This window comes from Leptolyngbya sp. AN02str (assembly GCF_050565595.1).
Taxonomy (GTDB): domain Bacteria; phylum Cyanobacteriota; class Cyanobacteriia; order Elainellales; family Elainellaceae; genus Kaiparowitsia.
Map to the genome: position 1 here is coordinate 124468 of NZ_JBNXVR010000003.1, position 20798 is coordinate 145265.

Consider the following 20798-nt stretch of genomic DNA (forward strand, 5'->3'; position numbering starts at 1 on the left):
TCAACCCGTGCATTACCCAAAGCGTCTCAACTAATAGGCCTCGTGCACGAATTGCTTTTTGGAAGGATGAATTTAGGACTTACGCACTTCATCCGAAAAACCAGGGGATTAAATGCTTTTTGGAGCGCTTAGCGCTCCAAAAAGCATTCACCTGCGTAAGTCCTGGAATTATTGCGTGGCACCGTTGCGCAATGATTCATGTAGGAGGTCTAGTGTCCTAGGCGGCGTGAACTCGTCTTCAGCTGGACTTACGCATTGGTGTTGTGGGGTGGGGGGGCAGCACCCAACCCCCACCCCCCCCCCCCCACAACACCAACACACCAGATTTAGTGGGCTTGCGTAAGTCCTGTTCAGGTTGATAGAAGTTTTGAGGTTTTGGATGGAGATTTGCGATCGCTGTGGTTTCCTAAACTCTCAAGCTGGATTAATGATGCGTTTCGTAAAGTTAGTAAGCTGAAGTATGCTCTAGATCAGGAGTGGCTTGGCGATGGGGTCGATATGTTCCATCGTTTGCCAATGGGGCGATCGCGCTTCGTTTCTGCGAGATGTACCTGATCAGTGTTGAGTTAGCTTGAAAGAGATAGTGTTACGCTCTCTTGCTTGAGGCTAGTGGTGGCCAGCCTTATCAAGGTTCTCTGTTGATTAATTTTTTTCTGACGCGCTATAACGTTATGACTTCAAACCCTTCCGATAATCAAGAATTTCTTGAATTTGATCCTGACAATGTATCGCGGGAGTTGGTGGTTGCCATTTGCGAAGCCGCAGATGTGATTGCCTGCGAATGTCCAGGCTATTTGGCCCGATTGTTGCGTCAGGTGCAATCCTTTCGGGCTTATACCCTGCGCTGTATAGACCAATTTCCCGAAGATACCGAAACCCACGAATGGTTGAGCGATCGCGCTGAGCAAATCGAAACCCTGCTCGCTCAGACCATGGTGGATCTGATGCATCGAGAAGGATTGATTACCGAGTCGAATCAGCTTGCTTTGGGCAAGTTGTCGGAACGTGCCAAAGAGATTGCTCTGCGCCAATTGGGATGGTAGCGCGTCGGTGGTGCTCTCTCGGTGCGTGCCCTTGGCCCGAAAGGCGGAAGTTGCAAAAAACGTAACCCCTCAACCCAGAGGCCATCGCAATGCCATTGTTGAAGAAATCACCAATGTTGTGCAGGAGTCAAGACCATGGTTGGGCTACGTTGGGCGGGAGCAGCGATCGCTGGCAGTGTGCTGTTGTTGGGCCTAGTGGGGTGCGCCGTGAGTGAGTCGTGGGCCGATGGATCGAAGCGCCCTGATGCATCATCGCCAGAATCCGGCTCGTCTGTGGAACCGCCGGACTCGGTAGCCCAGACGCCCAATGCGCCGTTGCCTGCGGTTGATCCAGAGGTTGTGGCGGCACAAACCCGGTTTGGCTTCTCACTCTTTTCGCAGGTGGTGCAGCAATCGGATGGGGATAATCTGATGATTTCGCCATCGAGCGTGGCGCTGGCGCTGGCGATGCTGTATAACGGGGCCAACGGCGAAACCCAAGAAGCCATGGCCAATGCGCTATCGCTGCGGGGGCTGTCGGTCGAAAGCCTTAACCAGGCCAACCAGTCTCTGATGACGGTTCTAGAAAACGCCGATCCTAAGGTGAAGCTGGCGATCGCCAACTCCCTATGGGCACGACGAAACTTTCCGTTTGAAGATGCGTTTCTGCAAGCCAATCAGGCATTCTACGAGGCGGAAGTCTCTACGCTGGATTTTAGTGATCGGCAAAGCGTGGAGACCATTAACGATTGGGTGAGCCGCAACACCGAAGGCAAAATTCCCACCATCATCGACCAGATCAACCCCGATGATGTCATGTTCATCATCAACGCCATCTACTTCAACGGCACCTGGCAGCGGGTCTTTGACGCACGCCAAACCTCCAACCAGCCGTTTTATTTGGCCGATGGCAGCCAAAAGTCGCACCCGATGATGCGGCAAGATGGCGGGTATTTATATCTAGAAAACAACCAGTTTCAGGCCGTTCAGCTGCCCTACGGCAATGGCCGTTTGAGCATGGTGATCGTTTTGCCGCAACAGAGCCTGGGGCTGGATACGTTTCTCTCTATCCTCACGCCCGACAATTGGCAGACTTGGCAAGAGCAATTTAGCTTTCGAGCGGGGGCCATTCAGCTTCCCCGTTTTAAGTCAGAATTTAGCGTGAACCTGAACACTGCCCTACAGGCCATGGGAATGGATGTGGCGTTTGATCCATCGGCGGCTGATTTTTCTGGGCTGAGTGCTGAGCCTACCTATGTGAGTCGGGTGCAGCACAAAACATTGATTGATGTGAATGAGCGGGGAACCGAGGCCGCAGCGGTGACTTCCATTGGAGTAACGACAACATCCATGCCGATGAATCCGTTTCAAATGACGTGCGATCGCCCCTTCTTTTACGCCATTCAGGACAACGAAACCGGCAGCATCTTATTTATGGGAACGGTTGTTAACCCAGAAACTTAGGAAAAAGCTAGGCTAGAGAAACGTTCAATTCGCTGCATTTGGAAGCGATTTGCCATGCCTCGCTATTTGGATGACCCCTACGACCCGACAGAGCTGAAACGGCTGCGGCTATTCTTGTATCTGACGCCTGTGGTGGGGGTGTTTCCGGCGGTGTGGACGCTGTTGCGCCGAACGGGCGATCGCCGTGAGCGGGCGGTAAGTCGGCTGGTTGTGACCTTGGGAATGCTGTGGTTGGCCAGCTATGTGGCGCTGGGCGCAGGCACCGAAATTTCCCACGCCACGGTGTGGAGTATGGCCAATGCCTTGGCCACGTCGGGCTACTTTGGCGTAAACCTTTGGCTCATGTTGCGCCTGTGGCAACGCAAGCCGCTTGTGCTGCCTGGAATTAGCGACTTGAGCGATCGCCTGCCATAGCCAGGTGCTCATCAGCGGGGAACTGCCAGGGAGTTCATCTCTGGGCTATTTCCCATGCATGTACACCTGAAAACTTTCAAATTTTGACGTAAAGTGCGTCAGTCCTGTTATAAACTGTCGCAATTTTTGAAAACACTGCTAATATGCAGCTTGAAGTATGCATGATGACCTCTACATCTAGCGTGTAACCGTATCAGAGAAACGATCCTGAAGGTTGCCTGATGCAGTTGAAAGAATCAGTGAATGAGAGGAAACGAGTCGAGCTAAGCCGCAAATTGCAGGCGATCGCCAACTTGAGGTCAGCATTTTTCACCCGGTTACTAACCCTAACGCCGAGTATCGTCTGTCGAGGAAGTGTGTGAACCATCCCAAAGTCTATTCTGGGTATAGGCCCAAATTGCCAAAGAAAAAGCTCACCGGAGCGAAGCGCCTCTGGTTTATGTTGGGTTTGGTGGGAATTGCTTCATCCTCGGCGATCGCTGGAGCCCTGCTGGCTGTGTCGTTGGCCAGTACCCCTCTGTTGCAAAGTCGGCTCAGTCCCGAAGATGCAGAAGCGTTTGAAGGCAGTGACATCTCATCAGGGGTCAACTTTCGCCTCCCGCAGCTTACACGTCCAGTCAATATTTTGGTGCTGGGCATTAAGGTGCTCAGTTCGGATGTGGCCAATCCGCCCGAAGAGGTGCAGGATCTGGGCTATCACGCCCTGGTCAACTCGCTGGATGGCCTGTCAGATACGATGATGCTCATTCGGTTTCAACCGAGTGACAGAACCCTAACGGTGCTGTCGCTGCCTCGCGATACCCGAGTGCGTATTGATGGGGTGGGCACCGCCAAGCTCAACGAGGCCAATGCTTACGGTGGGCCTGCTTCTGCGGCGATCGCCACTAGCAATCTATTGGGCGAGGTTCCTATCGATCGCTATGTTCGTATCAACATTCAAGGGGTAGAAAAGCTGATTGATGCCCTGGGCGGCATCGATGTGTACGTCCCTCGCGATATGAAGTATCAAGACGACTCCCAGCATCTCTACATCAACCTCAAGCAGGGGCAGCAGCGGCTCAATGGCAAAAAGGCAATCGACTTTTTGCGCTTTCGCTACGACGAATATGGCGATATTGGCCGTGTGCAGCGGCAGCAATTGTTTATGCGGGCCATGGCTGAGCAAGCCTTAAATCCTGCCACCATTACCCGGTTGCCTCAAATTTTGTCAGTCATTCAAGAAAATGTAGACACCAACCTATCGGTTGAGGAATTGGTTGCCCTGGTTGGCTTTGGCTCCCAGGTCGATCGCTCAAAAGTGCAAATGCTGATGTTGCCGGGAGACTTTAGCTCTAGCGAGGAGTATGTGGCCAGCTATTGGTTGCCCAACTACCGGGCGATCGATCAACTAGTAGCTCAGTACTTCCGCAACTCAGCCGAAGCAACTTTGGCTGATGGAGAACCCATTCAAGCCTCTGGCTATGAGCGCATCTCGATTCAAGACAGTACAGGCGATGAACTGGCCGCAGATGAGGTGATGACAGCCCTGGCCGACCAGGGTTTCACGAATGTATCGGTTGATCAGCCCTGGGGTGAAGTTCTCGAAACAACGCGGATTATTGCCCAGCAGGGAAATACCGCGACGGCTGAATCGGTGCGGCAAGCCTTGGGTGTGGGTGAGATCCGGGTAGAAAGTACAGGCGTGTTGCGCTCGGATATTACAATTCGCATTGGCCGAGATTGGTTGTCTCAGCAATCGACAACGGTCTCATCCGATTCATCGTCATCGGATTCATCCTTTTAATCTGAATCGCCATGGTTCGCCTAAATCGCCATCGTTAGCTTGAATCGCTATCGAATCGTGGAAATGATGTGGATGTGGTCGGCAGAACTGTGCTGACATGTCAGTTTCGGTTAAGGGCTTTTGTGAGGGTTGCGCGGCGCGCAACCCTCACAAAAGCCCAGTTTTGGGTGGGCGCCGCGCACGCAAAACTGGGCACTTCAGCTTATCCAAACTCACGTTGCTGGTGGGTGTTTAGGCCCATACTCGCAGGATGTGCGATCGCTACACTCCTGGATAGGAGAGTACCTTGAGCATTTTGCCCAGGCTTTCCAAATCTCCAACCAATCGCCGCACCGGAGGCGGATACACCTTAATTAGCGTTGGGGTCGCGGTCACTTGGTCGGCCTCGGCCTCCTCAGGTGTTTTGTGAATATCCACCACCTTGAGGGTATAAGGCTGACGCAGCGACTGTTCCAACAGTTCATGCAACTGTTTCAGGGCTTCTTCGGTCATGCCGCTATTCCCCGATATATACAGCCGCAGCACATAGCCCTGGGCATCTCGTGTTGTGCTATTGGGCGACCATGCCAACGTACTGGAGCCATCATTGGCGCGTGAAGAAAACTGTGGCTCGAGTGTTTCAAATTGCATCACCAAGTCGTGGTTTTCCCACAATTCGGGAAACTGTTTGCGATAAGTGGTGAGCATCAGAGGTTCACAAATTTCGCTCAGCGCTGGCATCGCCTGCCATTGCAAGTCGCCCGTGCCAAACATGGCATTGAGCAACGCTTGATGGTACAACACCAGAGGATGGGCTTCGGCTGACGTGCGCAACTGCTGAGTTTGTGAGTCGATCCAGCGATCGATCGTTGCGGTGTAACAAGGAACCAGGAAATGCGGTGGTTCTGATAACCTCAACATTTCCTGCAGAACGGCACAAAGCTGCAGGTGCCATCGCGTGCGCTTATGAGGATCGATGCAGTACACCACATCCCCACCTGGGGTAAACAGGGCGATTCCCTTAAACAGATCAGATTGAGTCGGTTTACCTGGCTCAATAGGGCTATCATTCATTGCCTACAGAACCCAATGTTTCAAGAATTAAGGATTTGGGATGGTGCTTTACTGAAAGCAACAAGGGTTGATAGAGCGTTTGATAACGGTAATGGGTGAGCTACTCGGCGTAGCCTTGAAGCAACAAGAATTGAGGGAACTTTGGTTACCCATGGAATAGATGACTTGATGTAGCGCAATTGCGTAGGCGCTGACAATGAAACGGTGACAGGGGCAGCGCTCTAATCGAGCAGTTCTATTCCAGCTGGAGATAAACCTAGCGTTTCGTTTGGAGAGCTTGGGAGGTTGCTACTTTTATTGTGAAGGAGATGCTGAGTCTGTAGCCGAAATATTGCATGGATGGTGCAAAAATCTATGCTTCGCGTAACACATTCATGTTGTGTTACATAGATAACCGATGCAGAACTGAACCTATCTCGAGTTCCTTCATGGCTGGGCAGATGAACTGGCAGATGAGCTGGTATGGGGCGATCGCCATCATGTCTCGACTCCCGGCACCGCAAAAGAAAATCGCCGGAAACCTGTCCGGCGATCGCTTAGTATCATCGTTTCTCTACAGAAAAAAGCAGCAATCTTCGCTGGCTTAGAACCTTGCCTAGACGCGGCCCCGCAAGATCTGTGCCATTTCGTTTGGCTTGGGCGACATTTCGAGGGCCGTTTCTTCGGTAATGCGGCCAGCTTCGTATAGACGGTACAGCGACTGGTTCATGGTGCACATTCCGTCAAATTCACATCGAGGAACAAGCGCTTCCACTTCATCCAAGTCACCTCGGCGAATATAGTCGCGAATGGCATCGGTGTTAATCATGATTTCGTGGAATGCAGCCCGCTTACCATCGGTTGTTCGGCACAAGCCCTGAGCCACCACACCCACAAGCGATTCTGCGATCGCCAAACGCATGGGTTCCTGTTGATCGGGCTCATACAAGCCAAGGATCCGCTCAATAGTTTTTACAGCGCTGTTGGTGTGCAGGGTCCCCATCACCAAGTGACCGGTTTGAGCTGCCTTCAGGGCTGTGTTTACGGTCTCTTGGTCCCGCATTTCACCCACAAGAATAATGTCAGGATCTTCCCGCAACGAGGCCTTGAGGGCATTGTCAAACTTGAGTGTATGCATACCAACCTCACGCTGTTTGATCAGGCTCTTTTGGCTGGTGTGCACAAATTCAATCGGATCTTCAATGGTGATGATGTTTTTCGGCATCTCCTTATTGATGTAGTCGATCATCGCTGCCATGGTGGTCGACTTACCGGAACCTGTTGGCCCCGTCACCAAAATCAGGCCCTTGTGGTAGTGGCACATATCTTTCAACACAGGTGGCAGGTTCAGCTGCTCCATAGTGGGAATGCGCAACGGAATGAGTCGCATCACCATGGCTGGGCCGCGCAGTGTATCAAAGATATTGATCCGCACCCGGGCAAACTCGTACTGGGTCGCACCATCAAAGTCGAGATGGTCCTGGAAGTGCCGAATCTCACCATCGGTTAGAATCTCTTCCATCCAGCTCATGAATGTTTCGCGATCGGTTTCGGGATGGTCGGTAATGTCGATTTCACCTCGGTTCCGATAACGAGGTTTTTCGCCTACCCCCAGGTGAATATCGGAGAAGCCCTTGTCATAGGCTTCCTGCACAATTTGAGCTAGAGTCGGGCTGCCAGGAGCTGCTTTGCTGCGAACCCCGCCAACTTGAGGGGGTGGCGTTCCTGGACGATGAGCTGCTGAAGGCGCTGCTGGGGCCGGAGGTCTAGTACCCGGTGTGGGCATACCCGCTGGGGCAGGCATGCCGGGTGCGGGCATGCCTGGAGGGGGCGCATTTACGCGGGTTGCGGCCCCTGTGTTGACCCGGGTTGTGCTGGTTGGCATTCCCTGCGTAGGCAATGGCTGAGCAATTTGGGTAATGTCGCCGTTGTTGGGAGCCGGACGGCCAGCCGGTGGCGGTGGCGGCGGTGTACGGGGAACGGCTGGCGGCTGATTGAATGGGCGTTGTGCGTCTGTCATATGCCACGTCTCGCAGGAAAGTTTAGGAAAGGTAGATCGAAATCAACCGAGAGGGAAGGGAATCGCGGGGAAGAAGCTAAGTTACAAAGTTCATGGCCCTGATGAATCAATGAATCAGGATTGATTGGGCTCTCTTGTTGAGTGATTTGGGGCTGTCTGGAACTGGAACTGTCTGGAACTGGAACTGCCTGTGAAGGTGATCCTCCCATCGTTATAACGATTTTGGCGAAAAGGTGATGAGTCTGTTAGCGTGAGCCGGGGAAAGACTGCTGCTGGGGACGTTTGCGCCAAGGAAGAAAATATCAGCAGGTGAGGCTTGATCCAACTCTCAACCAGAATGCCCAAAAATGCAGAAATTATAATCAGTTGAGCGAAAAGGCCAGGTGAACCGAACTTGATGAACCAATCGGATCTATTTTCGCTAATCTAACAGATTAGTTTGTCAGATCAATTTGTTTGTTGTTTGAGAGGCCTGGCGGGAAACTGTATGGGACGAATTTTTGTATCGGCAGGGCATGGCGGTGGTGGATCGAACTTTGATCCAGGCATTGTTGTTGCTGGGACCACCGAAGCCAGAGAAATGATCCTGACTCGGGACTTAATTGTGACCGAACTGCGATCGCGCGGGTTTGAGGTGCTATCTGTTCCCGATGACATCAACCTTGCTCAAACCATAACCTGGATTAACGCCCGCGCCGTAGCGAGTGATGTTGCTCTCGAAATCCATGCTGATGGCTCTAGCAGCCCTACGGTGCGAGGCGCATCCGTGTTCCATATTCCCAACAATGATCAGCGTCGTGCCCATGCCGAACTGTTGCTGCTGGCATTGCTGCGCCGCACACCACAGCTACCGAGCCGAGGGGTGCGCCCCGATACCGATTCCGGCTTGGGAATGCTAGCTTTTTGCCGCCAAATTGTTTGCCCCTCGTTGCAAATGAATCTTGGGTTTCTGACCAACCCTGACGATCGCAACGTTCTGCAAAACCGCCGTCGAGATGTTGCCATTGGCATTGCCGATGGGCTGGCATCCTGGAGCCGCGCTGTCTCTCCCGAAACCGCTTATCCCACATGCGACATCAACATTAACGGCGGTATCTATGACGAACAGGGCATTATCGTCAATGGCAATGCCTATATCCCTATCGATTTGGTCGATCGCCTAGGAATTGACTTATCGCAATCGTCGGATGTGGTGCGCATTACGTATCGCAATGTGGTGTATGTAAAAGCCGTGGATTTGCGCCCCTATGCGATTTCCGTAGGGTGGGATGGAGCGACCCGAACGGTCATTTTGCGCAATACAACCATTTGCCCTGGTCAAATTGACCGAATCATGGGAATTGGCAACACGTCTGACGTTAACCTAATCGTGTTTTTGAAGAGTAATAACGAGGCGGCGCTTAACCAATTTCCAGACTTACCAAAGCTATTTCGTGAAGAAGCTGCCATTGAAGGCGTCAACCACGATCTAGCCTTTTGCCAAATGTGCATTGAAACCAACTACTTGCGGTTTGGTGGGTTGGTTACCCCAGAGCAAAATAACTTTGGCGGCCTGGGCGATGCGGTGGGTAGCCCCACAGGCGCAGCCTTCCCAAGCGCCCGTATTGGAGTCCGGGCGCAAATTCAACACCTCAAAGCCTATGCCAGCACGGCTCCGTTAGTTCAAGAACTTGTAGACCCGCGCTTTCAGTTTGTGGCACGAGGAATTGCGCCGCTTGTTGGTCAACTGAGTGGCCGCTGGTCGGCTGACCCACAATATGGAGACAAAATTCTAGCCACCGTACGCCGACTCTACGAGTTCTCGCGATTGCTGTAAGCGAATTGACCGAAATCCTGACAAATATCTAATTGAACCTGGGCTCTTTTGTCGTTGAGCTTGGGTTCTTTTTTAATCTCAGGTTTAACCTCAGAAAAGCCCATATTTGCGTATGCAACTCGCACGCCAATATGGGCACTTCAGCTCATCCATCACTCACGTTTTTTTAGTGGTTGGATGGTTCGTCTGATTCGGCGTTGGGATCTCGTCGGGGTTGGGGGTTGCGGCCATAGAGATAGGTGAAGAAATGGAGGCGATCGCGCAATTCTTGGCTGAGATACTCGGCTCGGTAGCGCCAACCCCAATTTCCTTCGGGCCTGCCAGGAAAATTCATTCGACAGTCTGTTCCCAAACCCAACACATCTTGCAGCGGCAAAATTGATTGATTGGCGACCGAACTCATCGCTAGCCGAATCAAATCCCAATGAACCCCATCGGATGAAAAACCGCCGAGATAGCGCGACATGGCTTCGCGCTCGTGATCAGGCATTTGGCTAAACCAGCCAACCGTCGTGTCGTTGTCGTGGGTGCCCGTATACACCACAAAGTTGCGTTCGTAGTTGAATGGCAAAAATGGGTTCCCCGGCCCACCGCCAAAAGCAAACTGTAAAATTTTCATGCCAGGAAAGTTGAACTGGTCGCGCAATGCTTCGACATCGGGGGTAATCACGCCCAAATCTTCGGCCATGACCGGCAAGCTACCCAAGCGATCGTTTAACGTTTTGAAGAATTCAACCCCTGGTGCTTTAAGCCATTGGCCGTTGATCGCAGTGGTTTCCCCCTGGGGCACTGCCCAAAAGGCGCAAAAGCCTCGGAAGTGGTCAATGCGCACGATATCAACAAAATCTAGCGTGGCCTTGAAGCGCTCGATCCACCAGTGGAAGTCAGTTTCTTGCAGAGCCTCCCAGCGATAGGTTGGGTTTCCCCAGAGCTGTCCTGTTTCGCTAAAATAATCGGGCGGTACACCTGCCATCAGTTTGGGGAGGCCAGTCTCAGGATCAAGATTGAAGATTTCTGGAAATGCCCACACATCTGAACTGTCGTGGGCAACGTAGATGGGAATGTCGCCAATGATTTCGATGCCCAAGTTGTTGGCATATTGTCGAATAGCAGACCACTGTTGAAAGAATTCGTATTGCAGAAACTTTTGGCAAAAGATTTCTGGCTCAAGCTGCTGTCGCCAATGTTCCATAGCTTGTGGCTCTCGACGGGCGATCGCCCCATCCCATTCGTTCCAGCTCTTGCCCTCATGAGCCGCCTTTAGTGCAATGAATAGGGCATAGTCATCTAGCCAAAATGAACGACTTGCGCAAAAGGACTCAAACGATTGCTGCCGCGAGGGGGTTGCTTGCTCACGAAAGCGAGCAGCCGCTTTGGTAAGGAGCGGTAGCTTTTCACGGGCAACGCGGTCGTAATCCACCCAATCTGTTGGGTAGTGGCCCAGGCTGGCAACTTCCTCTTGATGCAGCAAGCCCTGTTTTACCAAAAGCTCAAGGCTAAGGAGCAGCGGGTTGCCAGCCATGGCGCTGTAGCACATGTAGGGCGAGTTGCCATAGCCCGTTGGCCCCAGCGGCAAAACCTGCCAGTAGCGTTGGCCACTCTCACACAAAAAATCGACAAACTGCTGGGCTGCTGGCCCCAGTTCCCCAATCCCATAGGGGGAGGGAAGTGAGGTGGGGTGGAGAAGGATTCCGCTGGTTCTAGGAAAAGGCATAGGCTGACGCTGAAACACTACCGCTAAAAGCTGTGAACCGCGATCGCGAAGGTCGATCGCAGCCAATTGGTCGCAAATCTGTTACAAATGCTGTCGCAGCGATGCCGATGGGTGGCGGCGGTAGCGGTTATCAGTACAGCTCATCCCGAGAGGTCGATCTGTTCAGTCTGGTGCGATCGCGAGTTATAAACAACCAGACATAGCCGCAAAAATTGCCGCACAATTGCCGCGAAAACAATTATGGATTGGCAACTCAATTCCTAAGAACTCTAACACGCTTCCTCCTATGCCAAAGGTCAGGTTTTGGGCCGTTTTAGGGTAGAGATTGGGCGATACAAAACTCGAGATAGAACAAATTTGTGCGCCCGGCCCATGTTAAGATATCTGGCAATTATGAGATCTGTGTTGGAGAGGTTTTGCGTCGATGGAAGCGGCACTACTGTTGGCTAAACTGCCCGAGGCATATTCCGTGTTTGATCCCCTGGTGGATGTTCTGCCGGTGATCCCCGTGTTCTTCTTCTTGTTGGCGTTTGTATGGCAAGCTGCCGTTGGCTTTAAGTAAGCTGCTGTCAGCAAGCTTGGTTTAGGGTATTCGACCTTTCATAAGAATGTTTTGTATCTGTTGGCCGCTGGTGTTTTGGCTCCAGAGGCATTTACACCGAGGGATTTTGCTTTACTTAAGAGCGATCTCTCGGTTTTTAGTATGGCGAAGCGGAGGGTCAGATGCAGGCGGCATTACTGTATGGCAAGGAAGATGTACGGCTTGAAGATGTGCCTGCGCCAACGCCCGCCACAGGTGAAGTGGTGCTGCGGGTTCGCGCTGCAACAACGTGTGGCACCGACCTGAAGGTGTGGCGACGGGGCGGCCATGCCAAAATGCTGACGCTGCCGACGCTGTTTGGCCATGAGGTGGCGGGAGAAATCGCGGCGCTTGGCGAGGGCGTAACGGGTTGGACGGTGGGCGATCGCGTCGTGGCGAACAACTCTGCACCCTGCGGCCAGTGCTTCTTTTGCCAAAAACAGGAGTTCTCCCTCTGTTCAAACTTATGTTTTAACAATGGCACGTTTGCCCAATACCTGCGAGTGCCCGCGCCCATTGTTCAACAAAATCTGTTATCCATTCCCCACGGCATGCCCGATAGCCTGGCCGCGATGACAGAACCGTTGGCCTGTGTGCTGCATGGGATCGCTCGCTCCAATGTCAAACCCGGCGATCGCGTGCTTGTGTTGGGAGATGGCGCGATTGGTCTGATGTTTGTGGCGGCTTTAACGACCGGATATGGCTTCATGTCCCCCCATGCTGTGAAGGGAGAGCTGCAAGGAACTGGGAGTGGGGGTGCTTGTCCCCAGGTATTTTTGTTGGGTGGGAGTCCGGCTCGCTTGCAGGTGGGGGAGGCCTTTGGGGCAGCGAAGACGTTTCTGTATCGCCAGGTGGAAGATGTGCCTGCGCTGGTGCGATCGCTTACCGAAGGATGGGGGGCGGATGTCGTGATTGAGGCGACGGGCGTACCCAGCGTGTGGGAACTGGCGATCGCCTGTGCCCGGCCCGGTGCGACGGTGAACCTATTTGGAGGCTGTCCTCGCGACACCACGATTACTGTCAATACCGATCGGCTGCACTACAGTGAGCTAACGCTAAAAGGCGTGTTTCATAATACGCCACAGTGGGTGCGTGCAGCCTTGGCCATGCTTGAACAGTCCTCCATCCCATTTCCATTACTCATTAGCGATACTCGTCCTTTAAAGGACCTAGAAAGATCCCTAGCTGATATGCGCGATCGCACGGTGATAAAAGTTTCCATGCAGCCCTAGGCTTTAAGGGTGTAGAATCACCCGGTAAGAGTAGAACAAATTATCTAGTGGAAGGAAGGCAACCGCAGCTCTGCTGTTGCATAATCTCCAAGTAAGTATTGAACTGCTGCCTTAGCTACACGCTTGATTGCACGCGATCGCTCAATGAAAAGTTTCTTTCGCCTCACCAGGCTGAGCAGTGTTTTCTAAATGAAAAATCAGTGAAGGTTGATCATTTTGAGCGTAAAAGCGTGAAGTCTAAGCGTATAACTCAATAAGAGCTCTCAAGTTTCGCTACACAGACCGTCGCTACGCAGACAGTCGCCACAAACGCCCATTTCGGTTGAGAGGGCCACCCTCCAAGTACGGGAGATTTATAGATATGAAAGATTTTGTTTTGGACGCGCCTGCCGCAAATCGCTACACCTATTTTGTGGCTCACTATGGCAACAACTACCAAATGCAAACGGCCGTCCTGAGCATTCAGCACGACTTCAACGCTTCGATTCGCGATTTGCACATTCAAATTCGTCAGCGCATCAACGACATTCTTGGCGAAGAAACGCCATCGTGCTACCACATTTTGGCTTTGGCTGCACCTAAGCCAGTTCCGGTCGGTTCAAACTCTAGCTCCAATCTCTCTGACTAGTAAATATAGCGATACCAGTTTGATTATGACGTTTTTGAGGGATGGCTTCGCCATCCCTCAAAAACGTCCTCGTCTCAACTAAGTTGGCGACAGCTATAGTTTCCACGATTGATCCCCTGAAGGTTTTGTACGCAATAAAGGGCACAACGTACGTTGTGCCCTTTATTGCATGCCCTTAAGGGCAATTGCCTTTCGATGTTGACCTTGGGCTCTAGCGTGGCTTCCGCCTTTTGCAGGAACGTTTTGCTGAAATTTCCTCAAAAATATAATTCCCATGCAAAAAGCCCAACCGGGCTGCACTGGGCATAACCCATTGGACTTGAGGAATCAGCAGGCTAAAAAATACCCGCGATCGCAGAGTAACAGGCAATCGGCGAAACCTACATTCCTGGCAGGTTCAACCCCAAACCACCCGTGAGCTCTTCCATCCGCTCACGCATGGTAGCTGTGGATTTGTTGTAGGCATCTTTAGAAGCAGCCAGCACCAAGTCAGAGAGAACTTCTGCACCCTCGCTTAGCACCTCGGGAGAAATTTCGACTCGCCGAGGTTCCTGGTTCCCGCTGAAAATCACCTTGACGAGACCGCCACCTGCCGTCCCTTCAATTTCCATTTGCTCCAGTTCTTCCTGAAGTCGCTTGGCACCTTCTTGAACTTGTTGAGCTTTTTTGAAGGCTTCGCCCAGCTCCTTCATTTTGCCAAGACCAAAGCCGCCGAATCCTTTTCCTTGCGTCATATCTCTCTACTTGATGATTGAATTGCAATACATTTGGGCAGATATCCCAATTGCTAAAACCTTAACACTTTTAACACCTTAACGCGCTGTTCGTGCAATCGGCCAATTTGCGAATGAGAAGCAACTCATGGGCAACTGAGCCAGTCGGGCGATCGCCTCAAGCGCCCTGAAACTCTCCAATTACCTTCACTTCAGGATGCAGCAAGAGTTGCCAGTGTTGCTCAACCTGCTCTTGGACATGGTGAATGAGCCGCAATACGTCGCTGGCGGTTGCCGAGCCGCAATTCAAAATAAAGTTGGCATGTCGATGGGCCACCTGAGCGCCACCAATTTGATACCCTTTCAATCCCGTTTGTTCAATCAGCCATCCTGCGGTACGGGGAGATGGATTGCGGAAAACACTGCCACAGCTAGGAAGGTTGTAAGGCTGCGTTTTTTGCCGATGTTCTTTGTGGGCACGGGTGTTTGCAATAACCAGGTTGGGATCGGCTCCGGGCTGGAGCTGGAAGGTGGCCTGGGCAACAAAGCGGTTTGCGTTACCCTGAAGACTGGACGTGCGATAGGAGTATTCGAGGTCGTTCAGCATCAATGTTTCTGCCAGCCCTGCGGGGGTTAGCACTTGTGCATTGACCAACACGTCTGCCGTACAAGACTGATGGGCTCCTGCATTCATGACGACGGCTCCCCCAACGGTGCCGGGGATGCCAACGGCCCACTCTAACCCCTGCCAACCTCGCTCAGCGGCTTGCCAAGCCAACTTTGGCAACGGTTCCCCCGCCGCAACGGTAACGCGCCCGGTTTCCGCGTCAAACTGGCTGTGGCGAAAGTAGCGAGTGCATAGGACTAGACCGGGTAGGCCGCGATCGCTCACTAGTAAATTGGAACCTGCACCCAACAGGGTAATGGGAAGACCTTGATCGTTGGCCCAGGCCAGGGTTTCTTCAAGCTCAAGCTGGTTGCGGGGGGTGGCAAACCATTCAGCCGGCCCACCAACGCGGTAAGACGTATAAGGCGTGAGCGAAACTTGTGGGCGAATGATCAGCCCTGTATCCGCTAGGCGGATGGATGGTGGTTCTGCTCCGAGGACAGGTTGCAAACTCCGACCAGAAAGCGTTGATCGAACCAGGTTTTCACAGGCGAGTGATGGATCTTTTGAGAGTGTCATGACCTGAAGCACCGAGTTAGGGATGGAATGAGATGCAACCTGATGCCTGAAGCAACAATAGGGGAAGGCAGAAACAGGGCAGATCAGAGGTTCGCCGAAATAGAACGCTACGGAAGCGATCTGCCAATGTTAATGCTGCGTTGCCTGCGCGAAGCCAAATCTTGCTAAGCGGGAGCAGCACAGGCAACGCGATCGCCAGGATCAGGTTCCTGGTAGTGTGCCATCAGGTCGGGGATGATGCGATTCAGGTTGCCAGCACCCAAAAAGAGCACCAGATCGCCAGGTTGCAAAGTTTCCAACAGGTAGGATGACACGTCAGCCAACGTGGGCTGGTAAATGGCATGGGGGTGATGCTGGGCGATCGCCTCCGAGAGCTGGCGACCGCTCACTTTGCCCAAATCGGGCTCGCCAGCACTGTAAATGTCCGTGGTGATGGCTAAGTCCGCATCGACAAAGGACTGGGCAAACTCGTCTAAAAACGCCAGTGTACGGCTGTAGCGGTGGGGCTGAAAGACGGCCACCAGCCGCTCATAAGGAGAGGATGGAGCCGTAATTTTGAGGCGAGCTGCTGATAGCGTGGCTTGCAATTCACTAGGATGATGAGCGTAATCATCCACAAATAGGATTTGGTTGTATTCGCCGCGCCGCTCAAATCGACGTCGCGCGCCTTCAAATGTAGTCAATGCCCCTGCAATGGTTTCAAATGGAACACCCAGCTGCCGCCCTACGGCGATCGCCGCCAATGCATTACTCAGGTTGTGGCGACCCAACAAACCCAAGTGTAACTGGCCCAGCACCTCTCCACGTTCCCAAATGCGGGCGGTGGTTCCACTTGCATGATGCAGGATTTGGTCTGCGGTGTAATCGGCCTTTAGGTCAGCCTGAAGGCTATAGGTGATGGTCACATTCAACCGTTCTTGAACAGCGGGGCTATCAATGCATCCCACTAAAACTTTGCAATTTCCGGCAAAAGCGGTAAATGTGTCGATGACCTGCTCTAAGCTGGTGTAGTGATCGGGGTGATCGAGTTCAATGTTAGTGACCACACCAATCTGGGCTTTTAGCTTGACCAGAGAGCCATCCGACTCATCGGCCTCGGCTACCAAGTATTCGCCCTGCCCAACACGAGCATTGCCCTCCCAAGCATTCACCTCACCACCTACCACAATCGTTGGATCAAGCCCTGCTTTGTAGAGCATGTAGCCAATCATACTGCTGGTGGTGGTTTTGCCGTGTGTTCCTGCAACGGCAATGCCCTGATACTCCTGTATGAGGGCCGCTAGCAAATCAGACCGATGAAAGATAGGACACCCCAAATCGAGTGCAGCGCGATATTCAGGGTTGTTTGGGTTGATAGCGGTGGAACAGATGACCTGAGGGAGAAAGGTCAAATCGGCGGTGGACACTGCAATGCGCGGATTGGCCGCTGCGGTTGCTGCCCTGGATAGCGAGGGAGGCTTTGTTCGAGATTCGGAATCTGGGAGCGGTTTGCCGGTGCGATAAAAGTCAAGGTTGGATGCTTCTTGACTCCAAAAGATGTGTGCGCCGCTTTGTTGTAGCCGTCGAGTAATGTCGTTTAGGCAAATATCGGAACCTGAGACCGGAAGCTCACGCTTCGCTAGAACATAAGCCAAGGCTGACATCCCGATGCCACCAATGCCGATAAAATGAAATGGTTTCCCACTGAGATCAACAGGATTCAACGTCCTTGCTCCTCGTACACCACACCACACAAATATCACGCGATATCATAGCAAGAATTACCTATTCCCGATATATATCTTGAAAAACTTGCCGATTCAGGAGATTTTGTGCGGTTGCTGATGTTTTAAATCGATGATGGTTTGAGAAACAGAGCGATTCCGCTAGGTAAAACCTACGTTTCGGCACATCAGGGATGCTTCCTGTATTGTTGAGGTGGAGAATGGATGACGTTGCGATCGCACTCTCCCTCAGGGTTCTAAAATCCTTTGCTCAGATTGTTTGCATCAGGTTGTTTGCAGAAGATGCACAACGACTCATGAATTGACAGCTGAGGTGATCAAGGGATTTGGCCATCAGTATAGAAAATGCTTCACGATTTGCACCGCAAATTTCTGAGATTTTTTATAAGGAATAAAAATATAGTTATTTCGGTGGGCCTGATTTTGTTTCGAAATTCTTGATCCGTTCCACATAGAATTGCTCAATTTGCGGAATTTCGTTTCCATCCAGCCCTGTTTGGTGGGCTCCCAAATAGGGCCACAGAACGTATCTTTTGCTGTTGGCATCATGACCTATGGCCCAGGCACCGCTCGCTATTTTGGGAGGCACGTTTAATCCTCCCCATGTGGGACATCTGCACATGGCAGAAGCGGCCCTTGGTTGGGGAGCCATTGAGCAGGTGATTTGGGTGCCAAACGATGTTCCCCCCCATCGCCGTGGAGAGGTGGTGCTGCCGTTCCACCATCGCTACGCCATGGTGGAACGGGCGATCGCGCCCTACCCTCAGTTCACGGTGTCGCGGGTTGATGGCGATCGCGCAGGGCCGTCCTACGCTAGCGATACGTTGGCCGCGTTGCAACAGCAATATCCTCAGCGACAGTGGGCCTGGATTATTGGCTTAGATGCGTTTCAATCGCTGGTGAGGTGGCATGATCGCCAGTGGCTGATTCCCCAATGCATTTGGCTGGTGGTGCCCCGCAGACAACGCCAAACGGCGGCGGCGGGGGTTGCCGCGATCGCTTGCACGGTTGCCCAGCAGCTGCAGCAGGAAGGGATTGCGCTACGGTGGCAGCGGTTGGAGATGCCCCAAGTCGAGGTCTCGTCGAGTCAGATTCGTCAGCTCTGTCGCGATCGCCAATCCATTCGCGGGCTGGTGCCCGATGCCGTGGTTCAGTACATTGCTGACCATGCTCTGTATGCTGCTGCCCAGCCTCAATGCTGAGGCGGCACTTATGAGGTAGCACTTATGCGGTGGCGCTATATCTGTGGCGATCGCCCGAATTTTGGCGATCGCAAACTCAATATTTATGATTTGGGTTCAGGATTGCGTTGAACGGACAAAGAGGCGACAATGTTTGCACCTTCGGTTTGTACATTCATCAGCGAAATTTCGAACTGAGGCGTCAGATGTGCTCAGTTTTCTGTGCATAGCCCTTTCCACCCCGATTCGCCTGTATGGAAGTCCCTCGTCTCCATCCCGATACGATAGAAGCCGTGAAACAGCGGGCCGATATTGTGGACGTGGTATCGGAGCATGTGGTACTGCGCAAGCAGGGCAAAGATTTTGTGGGGCTGTGCCCCTTTCACGATGACAAGTCGCCCAGCTTTAGTGTGAGTCCGGGCAAGCAGTTTTACTACTGTTTTTCCTGCGGGGCTGGCGGCAACACCATCAAGTTTTTGATGGAGCTGAACAAGCGATCGTTTTCTGATGTGGTGTTGGATTTGGCGCGGCGCTACCAAGTCGCCGTCAAAACGCTAGAACCATCGCAGCGGCAAGAGTTGCAGCGCCAGCTATCGCTACGAGAGCATCTGTACGAAATTGTGGCTGTTACGGCCAAGTTCTATGAGCATGCACTGCGGCAACCCCAAGGCGAGGCGGCTCTGCGCTATCTGACGGATAAGCGCCGCCTGTCGATGGAAACCGTTCAACAATTTCAAATGGGGTATGCACCAGGGGGCTGGCAAACGCTGTATGGCTACCTGGTGGAGCAAAAGCGCTACCCGGTTGAGCTGGTGGAAAAGGCGGGGTTGATTGTGCCTCGGCAGGGCGGGACGGGATACTACGACCGATTCCGCGATCGCCTAATGATTCCCATTCACGATTTGCAGGGACGAGTGATTGCCTTTGGTGGGCGGAGTTTAGGAGATGAGCAGCCCAAATATCTCAACTCGCCCGAAACGGAATTGTTTGATAAAGGCCGAACGTTGTTTGCGTTGGATAAGGCGCGATCGGCCATTGCCAAGCAGGATCGGGCGGTGGTGGTAGAGGGCTATTTTGATGCGATCGCTCTCCATGCCGCCGGGGTCGAAAATGCGGTGGCCTCTATGGGCACCGCCTTGAGCGTGGGGCAAGTGCGGCAACTGCTGCGCTATACCGAATCGAAGCAAGTGGTGTTTAACTTTGATGCAGATACGGCGGGACAAAATGCCGCCGATCGCGCCATTGGAGAGTTGTCTGACCTGGCCTATAAGGGTGAGGTTCAGCTGCGCATTCTCACCATTCCCGATGGCAAGGACCCCGACGAGTTTTTGAAATCGCATCCGGTTGCTGAATACAACGCCTTGCTGGACAATGCGCCGCTGTGGCTAGATTGGCAAATTCAGCAATTGCTCGCCACCAAAGATTTGAATCAGGCGGATCAGTTTCAGCAGGCGACGCAGGCGATCGCCAAGCTCTTGGGCAATCTGCCCAATGCCTCGCTGCGCACCCATTACATCCATCGCTGTGCCGAGCGGTTGAGCCAGGGCAATGCTCGTCTCACGGTTCAATTGGAAAGCGATTTGCGCACGCTAGTGCGGGGCCAACGGTGGCACGGCAAGTCGCAAAAATGGCAAACTCCGGGCGATCGCACCCTACTCGAGGAATCGGAAGCGCAACTGCTGCGGCTGTACCTGCATCTACCTGCCTACCGCGAGCAAATTCGCACCGCGCTGGATGCGCTGGATGAAGGCTTTGCGATTGGGCATCATCGCTTTCTGTGGCACCAAATCGTAGAACTGGAGCGATCGGCAGAAGCCTCCCGTTCCGAGGGAGCTTCGACTTGGGCCGAGGGCGGTGTGGGACTTGCAGCATCCTCGGATGAGGCTTTACTGGAGCTGGATTTGTTGTCAATGCTGCAAGATCTTAGCATTGACTATCCTGACCAGTTCACCCCCGTTATGTACCTCTTTCAGGTGAGTGAAAAGATCCAACGAGATATGCTGCGGGCACCGCTGGTCATTCGATCGGCGATCGCCTGTATGGAACGAGTCATGTGCGAAAAGCGCCGCCGCCACTTTCTCGATTTGTGGCAAAAAAACGACTGCATGACCAATCCTGAACTGGGCCAGTTCTATCAACAGCAAATCTATTTAGAAAATCAACGCATTGCAGCACTCGATCGCGACGATCGCAGTACAACGTTTGCTGACTTGGCCCAATTGCCTTGGGTCGGTGAGTTTTATCAAGATGTGAGCAATATTCCCTAAACTCTTCTGGTCCGACGCGGGA

Annotated in this window: 18 protein-coding genes; 12 read left to right on the plus strand and 6 right to left on the minus strand. The window is 52.8% G+C overall.

All coding sequences use genetic code 11. From position 1 onward, the window contains the following. The first annotated feature begins 671 nt into the window (after positions 1-671). The 4 genes from ACQ4M4_RS03490 (at position 672) to ACQ4M4_RS03505 (ending at position 4683) form a co-directional block, all read left to right on the plus strand. Positions 672-1043 (plus strand): hypothetical protein, encoded by a 372-nt coding sequence (locus ACQ4M4_RS03490; protein WP_430683072.1) that lies wholly within the window; start codon positions 672-674, stop codon positions 1041-1043. Positions 1044-1178: 135 nt separating this feature from the next. After that, entirely contained in the window at positions 1179-2486 is a 1308-nt protein-coding gene (locus tag ACQ4M4_RS03495; RefSeq protein ID WP_430683073.1) for a serpin family protein, read from the plus strand. A 54-nt stretch (positions 2487-2540) separates the two neighbouring features. Then, positions 2541-2900 (plus strand): hypothetical protein, encoded by a 360-nt coding sequence (locus ACQ4M4_RS03500; protein ID WP_430683074.1) that lies wholly within the window; start codon positions 2541-2543, stop codon positions 2898-2900. Between the two features lie 358 nt (positions 2901-3258). Further along, positions 3259-4683 (plus strand): LCP family protein, encoded by a 1425-nt coding sequence (locus ACQ4M4_RS03505; protein WP_430683075.1) that lies wholly within the window; start codon positions 3259-3261, stop codon positions 4681-4683. 261 nt (positions 4684-4944) lie between these two features. Here ACQ4M4_RS03505 and ACQ4M4_RS03510 read toward each other — a convergent pair whose 3' ends face one another. Then, complete coding sequence (locus ACQ4M4_RS03510; protein WP_430683076.1) at positions 4945-5736, minus strand: circadian clock KaiB family protein; 792 nt, start codon at positions 5734-5736, stop codon at positions 4945-4947. A 428-nt stretch (positions 5737-6164) separates the two neighbouring features. Here ACQ4M4_RS03510 and ACQ4M4_RS03515 point away from each other — a divergent pair, with 428 nt between their 5' ends. Then, complete coding sequence (locus tag ACQ4M4_RS03515) at positions 6165-6323, plus strand: hypothetical protein (RefSeq protein WP_430683077.1); 159 nt, start codon at positions 6165-6167, stop codon at positions 6321-6323. 8 nt (positions 6324-6331) lie between these two features. Here the strand turns inward: ACQ4M4_RS03515 and ACQ4M4_RS03520 are convergent, their stop codons facing one another. Next, positions 6332-7735 (minus strand): type IV pilus twitching motility protein PilT, encoded by a 1404-nt coding sequence (locus tag ACQ4M4_RS03520; protein WP_430683078.1) that lies wholly within the window; start codon positions 7733-7735, stop codon positions 6332-6334. A gap of 487 nt (positions 7736-8222) precedes the next feature. Here ACQ4M4_RS03520 and tftA point away from each other — a divergent pair, with 487 nt between their 5' ends. Beyond that, positions 8223-9551 carry a hormogonium tapered terminus morphoprotein TftA gene (tftA, locus tag ACQ4M4_RS03525; RefSeq protein ID WP_430683079.1) on the plus strand — a complete coding sequence of 443 codons (1329 nt, stop codon included), beginning with the start codon at positions 8223-8225 and terminating at the stop codon, positions 9549-9551. A gap of 166 nt (positions 9552-9717) precedes the next feature. Here the strand turns inward: tftA and malQ are convergent, their stop codons facing one another. Beyond that, complete coding sequence (gene malQ, locus ACQ4M4_RS03530) at positions 9718-11265, minus strand: 4-alpha-glucanotransferase (protein ID WP_430683080.1); 1548 nt, start codon at positions 11263-11265, stop codon at positions 9718-9720. Between the two features lie 32 nt (positions 11266-11297). Between malQ and ACQ4M4_RS03535 the strand changes: the two genes are divergently transcribed. The 4 genes from ACQ4M4_RS03535 to ACQ4M4_RS03550 all read left to right on the plus strand — a co-directional run bounded on the left by ACQ4M4_RS03535 (position 11298) and on the right by ACQ4M4_RS03550 (position 13705). After that, positions 11298-11468, plus strand: a complete 171-nt coding sequence (locus ACQ4M4_RS03535) for a hypothetical protein (RefSeq protein WP_430683081.1) — start codon at positions 11298-11300, stop codon at positions 11466-11468. Positions 11469-11689: 221 nt separating this feature from the next. Continuing rightward, on the plus strand, positions 11690-11827 hold the full coding sequence (locus ACQ4M4_RS03540) for a photosystem II reaction center protein K (RefSeq protein WP_430683082.1): 138 nt from the start codon (positions 11690-11692) through the stop codon (positions 11825-11827). Between the two features lie 161 nt (positions 11828-11988). Next, complete coding sequence (locus ACQ4M4_RS03545; RefSeq protein WP_430683083.1) at positions 11989-13077, plus strand: zinc-dependent alcohol dehydrogenase; 1089 nt, start codon at positions 11989-11991, stop codon at positions 13075-13077. Between the two features lie 361 nt (positions 13078-13438). Then, on the plus strand, positions 13439-13705 hold the full coding sequence (locus ACQ4M4_RS03550; RefSeq protein WP_430683084.1) for a hypothetical protein: 267 nt from the start codon (positions 13439-13441) through the stop codon (positions 13703-13705). A 380-nt stretch (positions 13706-14085) separates the two neighbouring features. On the opposite strand, the gene ACQ4M4_RS03555 is transcribed toward ACQ4M4_RS03550, so the two are convergent. From ACQ4M4_RS03555 to murC, 3 genes are all read right to left on the minus strand, one after another. Continuing rightward, positions 14086-14439 carry a YbaB/EbfC family nucleoid-associated protein gene (locus ACQ4M4_RS03555; protein ID WP_430683085.1) on the minus strand — a complete coding sequence of 118 codons (354 nt, stop codon included), beginning with the start codon at positions 14437-14439 and terminating at the stop codon, positions 14086-14088. A gap of 157 nt (positions 14440-14596) precedes the next feature. Next, positions 14597-15535 (minus strand): UDP-N-acetylmuramate dehydrogenase, encoded by a 939-nt coding sequence (gene murB / locus ACQ4M4_RS03560; RefSeq protein WP_430683086.1) that lies wholly within the window; start codon positions 15533-15535, stop codon positions 14597-14599. A gap of 233 nt (positions 15536-15768) precedes the next feature. Then, positions 15769-17307, minus strand: a complete 1539-nt coding sequence (gene murC / locus ACQ4M4_RS03565) for a UDP-N-acetylmuramate--L-alanine ligase (protein WP_430683087.1) — start codon at positions 17305-17307, stop codon at positions 15769-15771. Positions 17308-17882: 575 nt separating this feature from the next. On the opposite strand from murC, the gene nadD reads away from it, so the two are divergent. Further along, entirely contained in the window at positions 17883-18530 is a 648-nt protein-coding gene (nadD, locus tag ACQ4M4_RS03570) for a nicotinate (nicotinamide) nucleotide adenylyltransferase (protein ID WP_430683088.1), read from the plus strand. Between the two features lie 233 nt (positions 18531-18763). After that, entirely contained in the window at positions 18764-20776 is a 2013-nt protein-coding gene (dnaG, locus tag ACQ4M4_RS03575; RefSeq protein ID WP_430683089.1) for a DNA primase, read from the plus strand. The last annotated feature ends 22 nt before the right edge of the window (positions 20777-20798 follow it).